We start from the raw sequence: 15,711 nt of genomic DNA, 5'->3' as shown, positions 1-15,711 counted from the left end.
CACTGGCCGGGCCGCAGGAGCTGGACGAGGTCCCCGAACGGCCTAGAAGAAGATCTTGGCAGCGGCGAGGACGCCCTGCTTCCAGGGGTCGCGGCTGGTGCGTCCGGTGGTGGGTCCGTCCTGGTGGGCAGCATTGTGCGACTCCTCGCGCTCCGGCCGGTCGCCGAGGCGGCGCTGCTCGCGCCACCAGGCGTACGTGTCGAGAATGGCGTCCTGGTTGGACTGCAGGGGGTGGAAGCCGAGCCGGTCGCGGGCCCTGTCGATGCTCACGTACGAATCGGCGGTGAGCTTGCTCAGTAGCCGGCCGTAGACCGGGGACAGGCGCAGGCGCTCCAGCGTGCGCAGCGCGGCGAGCGCGGGGCGCCCGGGCAGCGGGACGACCCGCCGGCCGTGGCCGGCCGCGTCGAGCACCGCCTGGAAGTCCTCCCGCAGCGTGCCGAACTCGGCGGCGGCGATGTTGTAGGTGTCGTTGGCCACCTCCGGCGGCGCGTCCAGCACCGCGCGGACCGCCGCGACGAGGTCGGCCAGGGCGAGCATCTGGATGCGTACGTCACCGCGACCCAGCACCGGGAAGTGCCGGCCCTCCTCGGCCCACTCGAACAGCATGGCGAACAGGCCCATCCGGCCCGGACCGAGGAACGTCTTGGGGCGCAGGACCGGCAGGCACGCCCCGCCCGCGCGCAGCTCGTCGGCGATCTCCTCGGCCGCCGCCTTGGCCGCGCTGTACGTGTCGACCGGCTCGCGGGGGTGTTCCTCGGTGGTCGGCACGACGCGCGGCAGACCGTAGACGGCGGTCGAGGAGATGTGCACGACGCGCGGCACCCCCGCCCGCACCGCGGTGCCGAGCACCGTGCGGGTGCCGTCCACCACGATCGACCTGATCTGCGCCGCCGGATAGCTCGGCAGCGCCGAGGCGCAGTGCACGACGGCGTCGGCGCCCGCCAGTGCCGAGCGCATCAGGGTCGCGTCCCGCACGTCGCCGGCGAAGGCGATGTCGGGCCCGGGGCGCAGGTCCACGGCGCGTACCTGGTCGCCGTCGGCGCGCAGCCGGCGGGCGAGGTGCGAGCCGAGCATCCCGGCGGCGCCGGTGACCACGACCGTCCGGTTCACCACAGGGAACTCACCTTTTCCTTGAGGAAGCGGACGGTCAGCCGGCCGAGTCCCCGGTGCAGGGTCTGGTCGAGGGCGTCGATCGCGCGCTCGACGTCCGCCGGATCGGTCACCAGGCTCGGGGCGAGCACGAGCGGGTTGCGGCCGTTGAGCGTGTAGTACGAGTAGATGTCGTGGTCCTCGTAGAGCGCGTTGACGACGGCGCAGGTGACGACCTTGGTCTTGAACTGCGGGTCGCGGGCCATGCCGACCGGGGCCACCTTGGCCAGCAGGTCCAGCAGCCGGGGTCCGCCGTCGAGGAAGACGCCCCAGAGCGCGCCGGCGCCGGTCACCTCGCCGATCGCGTCCGGGTGTTGTTTGGCGAGCCGCCGCAGCCCGGGGGCGAGGACCGCCTCCAGGTGGCGGGCCCGCGCCGGGTAGTCGTCCTCGACGGCGATGTTGATCGCTTCGAGGGCGGTGGCGCACTCCTCGCCGAAGCCGTAGTAGGTGGTGCTGGTGCTCTGGAGCACCGCGTCGTTGAGGTTGTCGTAGGCCCGGCGGTAGATGGACTCGCGTGCCACGAACGCGGAGATGGACGACTTGCCGCCGCCGAACGACTTGGAGGTGGTGAGGACGTCGGGGATCAGGTCCGGGTAGCGCATGAAGTAGAAGAGGGTGCCGGTCTTGCCCCAGCCGGTGTAGATCTCGTCGAAGACGAGCACGATCCGGTGCCGGGTGCACAGCTCGCGTAGGCCGCGCAGGAACTCCTCGGAGCAGCTGCGCAGAGTGGAGGCGCTGAACGGCTCGATCAGGATCGCGTACACGTCGTCGGGGTGCCGCTGCACCGCGGCCCGGACGGAGTCGAGGTCGCCGTACCGGAAGGTGTCGATGCCGGGAATGGTGGGGAACGGGTAGTGGCTCTGCCCGGTCAGGCCGCCCGAGCCGAGCAGCTTGCCGTGGAAGCTGCTGTCGGCCCGCAGCACCGTGCCGCGCCGGCCCCGGTGGAACTTGTAGGCCAGCTTCACCGCGCCCTCGACCGCCTCGGCGCCCGAGTTCGGCAGGAACGACATGGTCAGGTCGCCGGGAAGCACCTCGGCGAGGTTGTGGGACAGCGCCGCGAGGTACGGCGAGAAGTACGTCTTGTGGACCTCCATGCTGCGCCGCTCGGCGAAGCGGCGACGCACCTCGAGGATGCGCGGGTGGTTGTGCCCGTGGTTGAGCACGCCCACCCCGCCGGTCAGGTCGAGGATCCGACGACCGTCGCGCTGCCAGAGGTAGGCCCCCTCGGCACGTTCGACGAGCTCGCGACCGAAGCCGAACGAGGTCATCAGCGCGACCTGACTCCTGTTGACGTGGCGGCGGTAGAGGTCGTGGACCCGACCGGTGTCGAGGCCCTCGGCCTCGTCAAGGGTGAACAGCCTGGGCATGGTGATCTCCTGAGCGGACGGTGCGGGACAGGGCGACGACGAGCAGGGAGACGGTGACCTCGACCAGGACGCACACCAGCCGGCTGGCCACCGCGGCCATTCCGGCGGCCGACCAGGGCAGCACGGTGGCGAGGGCGGCGCCGATGGCGACCTCGCGTACGCCCCAGCCGTCGGGTGCGATGATCGAGAGGCTGCCGGCGACGGTCGCCAGGGCGAATGCCCCGATCGACACGGCCGCCGAGGAGCCGGGGTCGGCGCCGAGGAGCACCACCACGGCCCACAGGTGCAGGCCGGACACCAGCCAGGACAGCAGGGCGAGACTGACCGCGAGCCGCATCCGGCCGGGCGGGACGGGGGTGACCGACCGCTTCGCCAGCCGGGCGACGCGGGCGATCACCCGGTTGAGGAGCTGCGGTCGGACCAGGCAGACGGCAAGGCCGGCGACAGGTACGGCGATCCACCAGCCCGGCGTGGTGAGCAGCCCCACCAGCGCGCCGGAGGCGATCGTCAGGGCGATGCTGACCACGTACGCGGTGACCATCCGCTCGGCCGGCACCCCCGAGCGGCGACCCAGGTCGACGTGGGTGACCACGCCCCACACCCGGCCCGGCAGATACTTGCCGAGCTGACCGAGGAAGAAGATGCGGCCGGCGGTGAGCCCACCGATGGGCACCAGCACCCGCCACGCGAGCATGCCGATCAGCAGGCCGGCCAGGTTCGCCGCGAAAGCGGCCAGACACAGTGGCAGCGCGTCGGGCCGGGCCAGGACGGCCAGCGCGGCCGGACCGTCCCGGCGCAGCGCGAAGCCGAGCCCGGCCAGCGCGGCGAGGACGACCAGCGGGGTGAGCCATCGCCGGCGCAGCACGGTGCGCAGTACCCCGACCGCGGCGCCCGCCAGCAGCGCGAGGTGCACGAGCAGGCTGACCCCGAGGAAGAACGGCACGAAGCGCGCGCCCTTGTAGTGGGCGACGAGACGGAGCTGACCCGGATCCGCGAGCGCGAAGACGGCCAGCAGCAGGGCGGTCAGCGCGGCCACCGACGGCCGGAGCACCGCGAGCGGTATCGACGCGGTGGCCGCTGCGACGGCGAGGATGCCCAGCGGCCGGTTCGCGGTGAGGCTCGCCCGGCCCTTGCGCCGCGCGCCGAAGACGGTCCGGGCCAGGAGCTGGGACCGGCGGAACTGCTCGGCGAGCAACGGACCCAGCCGGGACACCTCGTCGTGCGCGGCGACGATGCGCTCGGTCAGCAGGATCCGGGTGATCGGCGCCAACCGTTCGCTGTACTCCAGGTCCTCGGAGTCGCGCAGCGACTCGTCGAACGGGCCGGCGGCCTCGAAGACGGACCGCCGGATCGCGGCCTGGGCGAAGAACGCGGTCTGCCCGAGCCCGACGGCTCGCCGTCGCCACCAGTACGAGTGCAGCGTCCGGTACCACTCGACCGGCCCGTCGTCGATCAGCGGCTCGGGGGCGATCAGACCGTGCACGCACCCGATCTCGGGGTGCCGGTCGAGGATGTCGACCGCGTTGGCGAGCGCATCCGGGGCCAGTGCCTCGTCGGAATCGAGGAAGAAGAGCACGTCGCCGGTGGCGGCGGCGGCACCGGCGTTGCGCGACACCGAGACGCCGCCGTTGACGGTGTTCTCGATCAGTCGACACGGGAAGCCGCGGACGATGTCGCACGAGTCGTCGGTGCTGCGGTCGTCGACCACGATCACCTCGTCCGGGGGGTGGGTCTGCGCGTAGACGGACTCCAGGCATCTCCGCAGGGTGCGGGCGTAGTTGTGGTTCGGGATGATCACCGAAACGGTGGGGCTCATGACGGCAAGTGGACCGAGCACGGATGTCGGGCCGCTGTCGGCCGCGCCCGACCGGCGATAGCGGCGGTGCCGTTCCGATAGCCTCGCGGGGTCCGCTGGCGCCCTCGACCGGGCGCGGCGCGATCGGTCGCGGCCCGTGCGGGTGCGGGTCGACACGACGGGCACGGGGGTGGACATGGAGACATCCGCACCAGCACGGGTGGATCGCGGGTCGCGGCTGGTGCGTGGTGCGGTGGCGCTCTGGGTGGCGTTCGTGCTGACGCACTGGGCGTTGAACGGTCGCTGGTGGGTGTGGCTGGTGCCCGCCGCGCTACCGCCGTTGCTGTTCGTGGTGGTGCCACTGGCGCTGGTCGTCGCGGCGGTGGCGGTCCGGCCCCGGCGACGCTCCAACGCCGCGCTCGCCGTGCTCGGCCTGCTGCTCGGGCTCCCGTACGGCGGGCTCCGTCCCGTGCTCGCGGTCGAGCCCGAACAGCGGGGCATCCGGATCCTGTCGTGGAACACCGAGTTCTGGACCCAGGACAAGGACCCGGACCAGTTCTACCGGTACCTGCACGAGCAGGACGCGGACGTCTACCTGTTGCAGGAGTATCTCGGCTGGGACCTGGCGCGACCAATCGACGGTCAGCGGCCGATCGACGACCTGGACCGGCTGCGCGCGGAGTTCCCGGAGCACACCGTGGTGCGGCGCGGCGAACTCGTGACGCTGTCCCGCCTGCCGGTGGTCGCCCAGCCGCCGGTGGCACCCGACCCGGCGGCGGCCGGCGACGCCACCACGGACTTCGACACGATCTTCCGTGAGGCGAAGGCCCTGCGCACGGACCTGCGCGTCGACGGCTCGGTGGTGTCCTTCTACAACGTCCACATCGCCGTGCAGCTCAAGTTGGTCAACCCGGTGTCGGCGAACTTCTGGCGGATGCCGAGGACGGCCGACCCGCAGCGGCGGCGGCAGCTCGCCGGGCTGTGGGCCGACATCTCCACCAACCCCCGGCCCGTGATGCTGGCCGGGGACTTCAACACCAGCCCGGCGATGGCCGACCTCGACGGCGCGCCGCGGCGGCTGCGGGACGCCAACGACGAGCCCTACCCGGCCACCTGGCCGGCGCGGCTGCCGCTGTGGCGGCTGGACTGGGCGTTCACCAGCGCGCCGCTGCGGGTGGACGGCTACGACCTGCGGTCTCCCGATGGGCTGTCCGACCACCGCGCCCAGGTGATCACCCTCGCCGCGCGACGGTGACGTCGACCGCCCGCCGCAGGGCCGCGTCGCGCTCGCCCGGTTCCTCCTCGGCGCGCAGCCGCTCACCGGCGAACGCCCGCGTCAGGTCGTGCAGCAGATATCGGGGCAGCCCGTCCGGGGCGAGGTACGCCTCGACCAGCCCCGCCTCGATGAGCCGCTCCGCCGCCTCCTCGGCCTCGTCGTGCCCGATGTCGAGCAACGCGGCGCACAGCGGCACGGTCAGATCGGGCACCTCGACCAGGGCCAGCCGGCGCAAGAGCCGGCGCGCCATGACCGGCAGTCGCCGATAGCCGAGCGCGAGCCCGGCCCGGACGCTCACCCCGGCGTGTTCCAGCTCGTCGAGACGCCGGCCCTCCTCGCTGAGTCGGCGCACCATGCGGGACAACGGCCAGTGCCGGTGTACGGCGAGCCGGGCGCCGATGATGCGCACCGCCAGCGGCGTCTGCCCGGAGAGTGCGACGAGGCTGTGTGCGGCAGTGGGCTGGCTGCGTACCCGTTCGGCGCCGATGATCCGGGTCAGCAAGGCGAGCGCCTCGTCGACCGTGAGCGGCCCGACCTCCACGTGCCGGGCGGGCAGGAGGCCCAGGCGCGCCCGGCTTGTCACGACGACCGCGCCACCGGCGGAGCCGGGCAGCAGGTCGGCGAGTTGCGACTCCTGCGCCACGTTGTCGAGCAGCACCAGGATCCGGCGGCCGGCAAGTCGTGACCGGTAGACGGCGGTGCGCCGCTGCGGATCGTCGGGAATGTCGCTGAGCGGCACGCCCAGCGCTCGCAGGAAGTGCTCAGAGACCTCGGCGGTCACCGCTCGACCTGGTTCGCCGCGCAGGTTCGCGTACAACTGGCCGTCGGGGAAGCTAGCACTCACCCGGTGCGCGACGCGGACCGCGAGCGCGGTCTTGCCGGCCCCGGAGAGCCCGGTCAGCGCGAGGACCGGCACCCCGTCGGTCTCGGCGGTCAGCAGCCGTGTGCCCTGCGCGATCTCGGTGGCGCGGCCGGTGAAGTCCGGCAGGTCGGTGGGGAGCTGCCGCGGCGGCACCGCATCCTGCGCGCGCAGGATGCGTTGCTCGATCCGCCGCAGCTCCGCCCCCGGCTCCAGGCCGAGCTCCTCGACCAGGACGGACCTGGCCCGCCGGTACGTCTCCAGTGCCTCGGCCTTCCGACCGGACCGGGACAGCGCCAGCATCAACTCACCGTGGAGGTTTTCCCGCAGCGGATAGCGGCGGGTCAGCTCCTGCAACTCGCCCACCAGCTCGTGGTGCCGGCCGAGCTGCCGGTCGAGCCGGATCCGTTCGGCGAGCACGGTCAGCCGCTGCTCCTCGAGTCGGGCCGCCGTCTCGGTCAGTGCCCCGCCGGCCAGCCCGGCCAGGGCCGGGCCGCGCCAGAGGGCCAACGCGGCGCGGAGCCGCCCGGCTGCCTGGGCGTGCCGGCCCGCGACGGCGAGGGCGCGCCCCTCGGCCGCGAGTCGGGCGAAGCGCACCGCGTCGATGTCGTCGGCGGTGAGGTCGAGCAGGTATCCCGGCGACTGGGTGCGCAGGATCGTTCCGCGGTCGTGGCGGGCAAGTGTCCTGCGGACCATGGAGATCGCGGTCTGCACCTGGTTACGGGCGGTGGGCGGCGGCGCGTCACCCCAGACCGTGTCCACCAGCAGGTCCGTCGAGACGACCCGGTTGACGTGCATGACGAGGGTGGCCAGCACGGTGCGTTGCCGGACACCGCCGATCGGAACCGCAGCGTCCCCCACGGTCAGCTCCATCGGCCCCAGCACGTTGATGAACACCTGGCTCCCCCCGGTCACGTCGCGCCCGGAAACCGGGAAGTGCCTCTCCGCCTCCGACTGGAAAGAGACTTTACTAAGAAAATCTCCAAACAGCGATTCCCATCGATGGAGCGGCTGTGGACATCCCCCTGGCGGACGGGTCCATATTAGAACATGTGTTCGAACGACTGCCGACCGTGATTCCGGCCACGCCAGCGGGATGCGGCCGGCGGGCGCGGCCGGGCAGCGGGCCCCTCGCAGCGGTCCGGCGTTCGAGTTGGAGCGGCCAACGCGATGGCCGCACCTGAGAGTGCGAACCTGTTGAGCTGCTGCGCGAGCCGTTGGAGGGCGGCGTCGCCGGACGGGTCGCAGGCGATGGTGCGCATTCCGCTTCCTCGGCCCCACCGCCGCCGCTTCAGACGCCACTATGACCGATCGGCCCGCACCAGGAGTCCTCATAGCGGGCAGACCACCACGTGCGTCTTGGCGTACTCGGCGAGTTGCTCGATCTCCGACGGAGTTGGCTCGTCGAGCCGTCGCTATCCCCAGTGTTCAGAAACCCGCCTTCCAGTACGCCGTACGCCCTCCGCGTACCATCGCTGACCGCCGCCGCTACCACGGGCGTGTCCTCGGCGAACGTCGGTGCGGGTGGACGGCCCGAGGCCGCGTCGACGAGGTCAGCCGGCGAGACCCCCATCCGTGCCAGCAACAATGCCAGGTGGGAAGCGGATCACCGCCGCGTGCGCGGGGAGCAGAAGACCGATGGCTGTCCCAGCTTCTGTACAGTCGGGGCAGTGTGGATGCCCAGCTGCGCACGTTCTGGCCGCACCGCCAACGTGCTCCAGGTCAAGAGCGCCTCGGCGTTCGCCCTGGAACTGCCGACCGGCCCGGACAGCGAGGCTGCTGTTCTCCATGAGGGCATCGACCGCCACCGCATCACCGTGCTGAAACGGGCCCAGGACAACAAGCTCATCGACGAGGCCGCCGACCTCGACCGGGTGCGCCGGGTCTACTACGCGCCTCTCGGCGAGTCTCTGCGCAGCAACGCGGACGACGCCGGCCCCGACGCCCTCGCCGCCCCCATCATCGGCGCCCTGCTGCAGGGCGCCGGCCCGCGCCCATGAGCACGCCGAGTCGCATTGAGGTTCCGGAGGCGTTCGCCATAGCGTACGGCGCAAACGGCAGCTCAGCGCAGGCGTGGACCGCCGAGCTGCCTCGGCTGGGCGGCGACGTTCTGGGCCGCTGGCGGCTGCGGCTCGACGGGCCGGCCGCGCACGGCATGGCCTCGCTGGTCCTGCCCGTAGCCCAGGCCAACGGCACACCCGCCGTCCTCAAGTTCCAGCAACCGCGGGAGGAGACCGCCGGGGCCGTCATCGGCCTGCGGGCTTGGAAGGGCAACGGCGCGGTACGCCTGCTCGACTACGACGAGGAGAGCGGCACCCAGTTGCTGGAACGACTGGACGCCACCCGCCCGCTGTCCACGATCGACGACGACCAGACGGCCACCCAGGTCCTGGCGGAGCTGTTGGCCCGTCTCACCTCGGCACCCGCCCCCGAGGGGCTGCGGCACCTGTCCGACATCGCCGCCGCCATGCTCGACCAGGCCCCACAGGCCGTAGCGGCCCTGCGCGACCCCGCCGAACAGCAGCTGGTGCGCTCGTGCGCGTCCGCCGTGGCCGAATTGATCGGTGAACCGGGCGACCGGCTGCTGCACTGGGACCTGCACCACGACAACGTCCTCGCCGGGGAGCGGGAACCCTGGCTGGCCATCGACCCGGAGCCGCTCGCCGGTGACCCCGGTTTCGACCTGTGGCCGGCCCTCGACGGCCGCTGGGACACGGTGGTCGCGTCCGGCGACGTGACACGTGCCGTACTCCGTCGCTTCGATCAGCTCACCGAGGTCCTCGGCCTGGACCGCCGACGCGCGGCCGGCTGGACCCTCGGCCGCGTCCTGCAGAACGCCTTGTGGGACGTCGAGGACGGCAGGGCGACGCTCGATCCGGCGCAGGTCGCCTTGGCCACGGCACTGCTGGGACGTCCCGGATAGGACCCCCTCGATCGGCGCAGGGCCACCCGGTCTTGGAAGAAGCCACGTCGACCACCTCGGCGGCCTCGCGACGGATCCGCTCGCTCCCCCAGGCACCGAGCGGCCAGAGCGCCTGATTGAGCGTGCGCCCGTGCTCGGTGAAGTCCAGCTGCGCCACGACAGTCCCCCGCTACACCGTCCACCTGGCGAGAATAGGTACACGCGGCCTCTAAGATCCGCCCTGCACCGCCGCGACGGGCCATGCCTGAACGTAGAGTCCACTGCTCAGGCCCGAGCTACGCACGGTGGGGACGCTCAACCTCCGCGTTCCGGCTCTCGCACGGCCGGGTCGTGAGGCGTCGGCGGCGATCGCCGATGGCGTCGGTCAGCGGGTCTTCTTCGTTGCTCGCTTGCGAGGTGGGGTCAGCAGGTCGGCGATCGTGGCGATGGCGGACGGTACGAGGCGGTAGTAGGCCCAGACGCCGCGCTTGTCACGCTCGAGCAGGCCAGCCTCGGTGAGGATCCGCAGGTGGTGGCTGACGGTCGGCTGGGAGAGCCCGAGGGGCGCGGTGAGGTCACTGACGGATGCCTCCCCCTGCGGGGCCGACTGGATCAGGCTGAGCAGTCGCAGCCGGGCCGGATCGGCGAACGCCTTCAGCACTCCCGCGAGCCGTTCGGCATCGGCGCGGTCGATCGGCTCGCCAGCGAGGGGCGAGATGGAAGGCGTCGCACTCTTCACAGTTCCCACGTCATGCATCGTTGCAGCTGACACTGCCGATCGGCTGGTGAACGAGGGCAGGATCACCGTGAGTTCGCGTGCGGGCCCCCTTCTGCCGCCCGACGCCGGCCCGGAGATCATCGCGTTGACCCTCGCCGAGATCCGCCGGCTCCTCAACTCCTTCGTTCTCGCCGTGACGCTCCCACCAGTGCACACCCTGCACTGGTCGATCTGGCGACGAACAGCCCGAGCCCGCCGAGCCCACACAGGCCCCGGCCGGATTCCATTCGCGTTCTTCGCCTCGATGGCCGAGGGCAAGATGGATGAGGCGAGAACGGATTGCCTGTCTGGTGGGCGTCGCCTGCCGCGGCCGTCGGCGCCCACCAGGCACAGAACGTCGTGCTACCGCGCCGCAGCCGTGGGGAGGACGCGCAGCCGGCTGACCGGTGAGGCGGCGAGCGCGATCACCACCGCTGCCGAGGCGGTGGCCGCGGCTGCCAACGCGGGTCGGGCGCCGATGGTCCCGGCGAGTAGGCCTGCGGTGAGTCCGCCGAGCGCTCCGCCGCCGAACAGCAGGGTTCGGAAGACTGCGGTCATCCGACCCATCATCGGCTGCGGAGTGAGTGCCTGGCGAAGACTGACGATGATGACGCCGGCCACGCCGAGTCCCAGGTAGGTGGTGAAGAAGGACAGGGTGAACATCGCCGTCATCACTGGACGGGGACCGGCGGCCGCGACGATCATCGCCGCGCCCAGCAGCAGGGCGGCCTGGGCGATGAGGTAGACCCGGCCGATGGGGAACCGGACTATCACCTTCCGGGAGATGACCGCCCCGAGCAGGCCTCCGACCGATGCCGTCGCGAAGATGCCGCCGAGTGTGGTCGAGCTCAGGTGCAGGTCCCGTGTGCCGTGCAGCAGGAACATCGTCCAGACAGTGATCATCGAAAAGTTGCAGCAGAACCCGATGACCGCCAGCCACCGCAGGATGCGGTCGTGCAGCACCCACCGCAGACCATCGCGTAACTCGGTTCCGAGGTGGCGGTCCTGCGCCGCCCGCGTCGGTCGGGGCTCGGGGGTGCGGATCAGCAGGAGCGACACGACCGAGACCAGGAAGGAGCAGGCGTTGGCGATCAGTGCCATGGGTGCGGTCAGGATGCCGATCAGGACACCGGCGAGGCCGGGCCCGACCACGTCCGTTGCGGACGAGCTGACGCCCATCTTGGCGCTGGCCTCGACGTAGTGTTCGGGATCGCGGACGAGAGTGGGCACATAGGACATCCAGCTCACGTCGAAGAGCACAGAGGCGACGCCGATCGCACTCGCGATGACCAGCAGTGCTGCCATGTTCAATGCGTGTGCCGAGTAGAGGATCGGCACCATCGCGAGCAGCGCCATCCGGGTCAGGTTGGCGGCGAGCATCACGTTGCGTCGGCGGGCGCGGTCAACCCAGACTCCGAACACCAATGCCAGGCCGATGTACGGGGCCAGCTGGAGGAAGCGCAGGATACCGACCTGCTCATCGGTCGCGCTGAAGGCGTGGATCGCCATCAGGGGTAGGGCGAGGTTGGTGACCTGCGTGCCGAGTAGCGACAGGGTCTCGCCGATCCAGAACGTAAGGAAGTCGCGGTTGTGCCACAGGTTTCCCGACGGGGTGGCGGCTGGAGCCTGGCTGGTGGTGTCCACGGTTGACATCTCACCCTACCTGCCGGCCGAAGGACTGGCGGCGAGTTCCGCGACCGCGCCGGCGACCGCATCCACCTCGTCCTCGGTGTTGTAGTAGTGCGGTGATAGGCGCATGGCCCAGGTGACGTCCTTGTCGGCGAAGTCGAACTGGGCGAACTCCCGGTAACTGAGCGCCGAGTTGATCCGGCGATGGTCCATGGCCTGTTTGAACGGTTGTGGTGACCATCCGGCGACGTCGAAGGTGACCAGTGCGGCGGGGCGTGGGCCGCGGTCGAGCACGCGTACGCCGGGGATCTGGGCCAGCTGCTCGCGCAACCGGGTGGCCAGCTCGGGCGTGCACCGGGAGATCGGCTCGATGCCGACCGCGAGGGCATAGCGGGTGGCGGCGGCGCTGCCGATGACGGCGGCGTAGGGGAACTCCCAGTCCGCGAAGCGCGCGGCGGTGTCGACCGGTCGGTAGGTGTCCGGTCCGGTCCAGCGGGCGCGGGAGAGGGGTCAGGTAGCTGCTTCCCTGGTCAGCTCGTCTGCCGTTGTCGGGTGGCGTCGCCTTCAGCGGGTGGTCTTGGCTGTACGGCTGGCTGCACGGGCGCGCGGTGTAGGAAGTGTGGACACGGGCTAAAGTCGCTCGGCGATGGCCGGCTTGACCTGCGCCGCCCTACTGTCCGGCACGTCCAGGAAGTGACCGCTGTTGACCGTCGCCTTCCTCATTTGCTCGACGGCATCGGCTCGCCGGACAGGAGCCCGTGAACGAGAACGATCAAGAACATGACGCTGGCCGCAGCGAAGATCACGCCAATTGCCCGCTCCAGCAGAGCGAAACGCGCCAGGCGCTCGTCGTACCGGTCATCCGGAAGCCAGCGCCACGGCGGAACTCGCCGTAGCACACTCGCGGTCGCCATCGACCGGCGCATGTGCCACTCAGTCACGCCTCGAAAGTTGGTCGCTAGGGCGACACCGATGAGGCCCATGGTCAAAATCATCGTGACAGTGGCCACGAAGCGCCATGTCTCCATCTGACCTCCTTGACGCGGGCCACCGATCATATGTGCTCTTGTCCTGAAAAGATCATGACCGCTGGTGGCTGGTGTGGGGCAAGGCGCTGCTCCTGCGCTTCAAGCCCATCTCTGTCGAAGATCCCCGCCGGAGGCATCGGTTCCGGTCCTTGGCGCAGTCTGCAATCGGCCGGCGCGCCGGCCGAAGCCGGCGCTTGCGCCGCCAGCAGGCCGAGCGTGCCCGGCGCGGCCCGCTTGCGGGCCGCCTTGTTACGTCGAGAGAACAATTCGGCAGGCAGGGACCGATCGTTGGAGGCCTGACCGGCGGTCAGGCAGCGCTACGCACGCTCCAACTTGACTGATCTTGGTCCCCAGAACGGCGAAAGGGCCGACCCGAACATGCGGGCACGCTGCCGCCGAGGCTGACCCTGGGTTCGGCCACCGGGCTGACCTCTGGCACACCACCGACGCTGGCAAGTTCGCCTCCACCGTCCGCGTGAAGGGCTGCTGACGAGCAATCACCCGATCAGTGCTCCTCTAGTCGGACGTTTCCGCTGCGGCCAGCAGCCTCGATCGTCCAACGACGCCCGAAAGCCCGGACGCGTTCCGCAGTTACCTGTCCGAATTCCTTCGGCACATCCGGATCGAGGGTCAGACAATCATCGGCGGGGTTGAGGTTCAGCATCGCTCGGATCAGAGCCAGCGGGGCCCCCGTCGCCCACGCCTGCGGACTGCATGCCGTCGGATAAGGCACGGCAAACATCATGAGGTCCCGGGCGTATCCGCTCATGGCCTCCGGAAGCCGATATCCGAACTGTTCTGCCGCTTCGAACATGGCGAGGCTTATTCGATTCGCTTCGGCACGATACCCGTATCGGACCATGCCGAGCGCGGCGAGTGAGTTGTCGTGCGGCCAGACAGTGCCCAAATGATAGCCCAGAGCGTTGTAGCGTCGCTCTTCCCGCGATATCGTGCGGATCCCCCACCCGGAGAACATATCCGGCGACATCAACTGCCGCACCACCTGCTCGGCACGGTCAGGCGGAACGATGCCGCTCCACAGCAGGTGACCCATGTTCGAGGTTTTCGAGTCGATTCGGTTCTTGTCGCCGTCGAGGCCGATTGCGTAGTAGCCGCCGCGCTCTTCGATCCAGTAGTCGCGGTTGAACCGCTCGAACAGGGCGGTGGCATCAGCGCGTAGCCGCTGGGCGAGCGCCGGGTCATCCAACGGTCCGTCCGCCAGTTCCGCCATGCGCAGCTTGGCGTCGTAGGTGTAGCCCTGCAGATCGCAAGTGGCGATCGGCAGAACCGGGATCCTTCCGTCGGAAAAGCACACTCCATCCGGAGAGTCTCGCCAACACTGGTTGCCCAATCCTTCCGGCGACCGGGTCGCGTACTCGACGTAACCGTCGCCGTCACGGTCGCCGTAGTTGTCGATCCACCGCAACGCGGACAGAACGTTGTCGCGCAAGTAGCGCACCGTGTTGTCGTCGCGGGTCCACCTCCAGTATTCCGATAGCAGAATCAGCCACAGCTGGGTGGCATCGGCCGTGCCGTAATTTGGGTTGTAGGGCTTGACGCCGGTCCGGGTCAGCTCGCCGCTGCGGAACTCGTGCAGGATCTTCCCCGGCTCCTCGTCGGTGAAGTCGTCGCATCGAGTGCCCTGCAACCGGGCGAGGGTAAGCACCGCGCCGCGCGCCAGCATCGGACCAGCGACCAAGGTCTGGTAGGCGGTGATCAGCGTGTCCCTGCCGAAGACGGTGAGAAACCAGGGAAGCCCAGCGCCGGGCAGCAGGACGCGTTGCCCTTTTATCTCCATGTCCAACCGCAGCGCTCCGAGATCCCGCCGGGTTTGAGCGAGGACACGTTCCAGCACCAGACTGTCGCTGCGCACCAAAGCCCGGCCCTCCACCCAACGGCGCAGCGGATCGTCTACCCGACCGTGGATAACCTCCGCAATGTCACCTCGCACCGGTTCCACCACGCCCAAGCCCGGCGGCAACGGCACAGCCAGATCAAGCTGCCACATCTGACGAGGCTTCAAATCGAGCTGCCAGACCAACTCATCACCCTCTATCAGGTCCGGCGGGATCGAGGAGCACACCGACGTGGTGGCCGTGAAGTCCCCGTTGGCATAGGAGAAGCTCAACGCCTCCCCTCCGGTCACCTGCTGACGTGTGATGTGGGTGGAGCGATCACGAACGCCGGACTTGATCTCAAAGAGGTCGGCGAAGTCGGCCGCAACGGCAAGACGCACCTCGACCCGTACCTGCTCGGTGCGAAAAGACACCAGTTCTATCCGCTCGCGGAAACCGTCGCCGATATACCGCAACCGCCGCACACCAAGACTGTCCGGCGGCAAACCGGGCAACTCCGGGTTAGTCAATACAAACTGGGCCGAGTAGTGCTGCAATGTTTGCGAACGCAGCACCAGTAGGCGCCCACCATTGATGGTCAACAGCCAGCCGCTCAGCAACCTCGTGTCCAGATGCACCAAGCCGCCGATACTGCCAGGGGGCACATCTCCCACGAGGTCGGAGTACATGAAGGTAGGACCGCTCAGCACCGCGATCGAGTCCGGTCCGAGATTAGGCGGCATGGCCCGCTGGTCGCCGCTCTGCGGTGCGGTGCGTGGACCCGGCGTCGGATCGACGGGTGTCGGCCGTGCAGCAGCTGCCATGTCACCCACGGTAGGAGTGCAGTCTCGTCGAGGCATCACCTCCTTTGGGTGAACCACGCGCGGATACTCGCATGAGCGAGGCCACGAAGTGGTCGGCGTAGCCGCCCGCATCTGATCGATCGCCTTCCGGGCGGCCGGAAAAGACACGGTGGCCAGGCCCGGCGTACCGACGAGAGGCAGCCGGCCGATGCGCCGGGTAGCCGCGACGCGAAGACGAGCACGTCGAGACCAGCCGTGAGGGTGGTCCAGGTGTTTAGGGCGGTGGACGCCACCCGGAGCAGTCACTAACC

General features: G+C 69.9%; 11 protein-coding genes and 1 pseudogene. 3 read left to right on the top strand and 9 right to left on the bottom strand.

All coding sequences use genetic code 11. The annotated features are described in order from the left end of the window. Nucleotides 1–42: 42 nt before the first annotated feature. The 3 genes from ACN27A_RS00510 to ACN27A_RS00500 form a co-directional block, all read right to left on the bottom strand. A complete protein-coding gene (locus tag ACN27A_RS00510) occupies nt 43–1,113 on the bottom strand; it encodes an NAD-dependent epimerase/dehydratase family protein (protein ID WP_421448854.1) in 1,071 nt (356 codons plus the stop codon). Further along, nucleotides 1,107–2,417, bottom strand: coding sequence for an aspartate aminotransferase family protein (locus ACN27A_RS00505; RefSeq protein ID WP_421458332.1), 1,311 nt, complete (start codon nt 2,415–2,417; stop codon nt 1,107–1,109). The genes ACN27A_RS00510 and ACN27A_RS00505 overlap by 7 nt, the downstream gene beginning before the upstream one ends. A gap of 76 nt (nt 2,418–2,493) precedes the next feature. Continuing rightward, on the bottom strand, nt 2,494–4,332 hold the full coding sequence (locus ACN27A_RS00500; RefSeq protein WP_421448852.1) for a glycosyltransferase: 1,839 nt from the start codon (nt 4,330–4,332) through the stop codon (nt 2,494–2,496). Nucleotides 4,333–4,507: 175 nt separating this feature from the next. Here ACN27A_RS00500 and ACN27A_RS00495 point away from each other — a divergent pair, with 175 nt between their 5' ends. Then, nucleotides 4,508–5,566 (top strand): endonuclease/exonuclease/phosphatase family protein, encoded by a 1,059-nt coding sequence (locus ACN27A_RS00495; RefSeq protein ID WP_421448850.1) that lies wholly within the window; start codon nt 4,508–4,510, stop codon nt 5,564–5,566. Here ACN27A_RS00495 and ACN27A_RS00490 read toward each other — a convergent pair. Beyond that, nucleotides 5,544–7,343 (bottom strand): BTAD domain-containing putative transcriptional regulator, encoded by a 1,800-nt coding sequence (locus ACN27A_RS00490; protein WP_421448849.1) that lies wholly within the window; start codon nt 7,341–7,343, stop codon nt 5,544–5,546. The genes ACN27A_RS00495 and ACN27A_RS00490 overlap by 23 nt on opposite strands. A gap of 779 nt (nt 7,344–8,122) precedes the next feature. Between ACN27A_RS00490 and ACN27A_RS00485 the strand changes: the two genes are divergently transcribed. Both ACN27A_RS00485 and ACN27A_RS00480 read left to right on the top strand, forming a co-directional pair. Then, nucleotides 8,123–8,446: a hypothetical protein gene (locus tag ACN27A_RS00485; RefSeq protein WP_421448847.1), complete on the top strand. Its 324-nt coding sequence runs from the start codon at nt 8,123–8,125 to the stop codon at nt 8,444–8,446. Further along, nucleotides 8,443–9,369, top strand: a complete 927-nt coding sequence (locus ACN27A_RS00480; protein ID WP_421448845.1) for an aminoglycoside phosphotransferase family protein — start codon at nt 8,443–8,445, stop codon at nt 9,367–9,369. The genes ACN27A_RS00485 and ACN27A_RS00480 overlap by 4 nt, the downstream gene beginning before the upstream one ends. 364 nt (nt 9,370–9,733) lie before the next feature. Here ACN27A_RS00480 and ACN27A_RS00475 read toward each other — a convergent pair whose 3' ends face one another. The 5 genes and pseudogenes from ACN27A_RS00475 to ACN27A_RS00455 all read right to left on the bottom strand — a co-directional run bounded on the left by ACN27A_RS00475 (nt 9,734) and on the right by ACN27A_RS00455 (nt 15,421). Then, nucleotides 9,734–10,105, bottom strand: a complete 372-nt coding sequence (locus ACN27A_RS00475) for an ArsR/SmtB family transcription factor (protein WP_421448844.1) — start codon at nt 10,103–10,105, stop codon at nt 9,734–9,736. A 363-nt stretch (nt 10,106–10,468) separates the two neighbouring features. Next, on the bottom strand, nt 10,469–11,758 hold the full coding sequence (locus tag ACN27A_RS00470) for an MFS transporter (protein ID WP_421448841.1): 1,290 nt from the start codon (nt 11,756–11,758) through the stop codon (nt 10,469–10,471). A gap of 6 nt (nt 11,759–11,764) precedes the next feature. Beyond that, a pseudogene (locus ACN27A_RS00465) lies at nt 11,765–12,151 on the bottom strand (aminotransferase class V-fold PLP-dependent enzyme); the annotation flags it as partial. Between the two features lie 302 nt (nt 12,152–12,453). Then, the gene (locus ACN27A_RS00460; protein WP_421448839.1) at nt 12,454–12,762 is read right to left on the bottom strand and encodes a hypothetical protein; all 309 of its coding nucleotides are present in this window, start codon (nt 12,760–12,762) and stop codon (nt 12,454–12,456) included. Between the two features lie 505 nt (nt 12,763–13,267). Then, on the bottom strand, nt 13,268–15,421 hold the full coding sequence (locus ACN27A_RS00455) for a glycogen debranching N-terminal domain-containing protein (RefSeq protein WP_421448838.1): 2,154 nt from the start codon (nt 15,419–15,421) through the stop codon (nt 13,268–13,270). Nucleotides 15,422–15,711 lie beyond the last annotated feature (290 nt).

The sequence above is a fragment of the Micromonospora sp. WMMD737 genome (genome assembly GCF_049179055.1).
Classification (GTDB): domain Bacteria; phylum Actinomycetota; class Actinomycetes; order Mycobacteriales; family Micromonosporaceae; genus Micromonospora; species Micromonospora reichwaldensis.
This window is presented reverse-complemented; position numbering and strand designations above follow the sequence as displayed.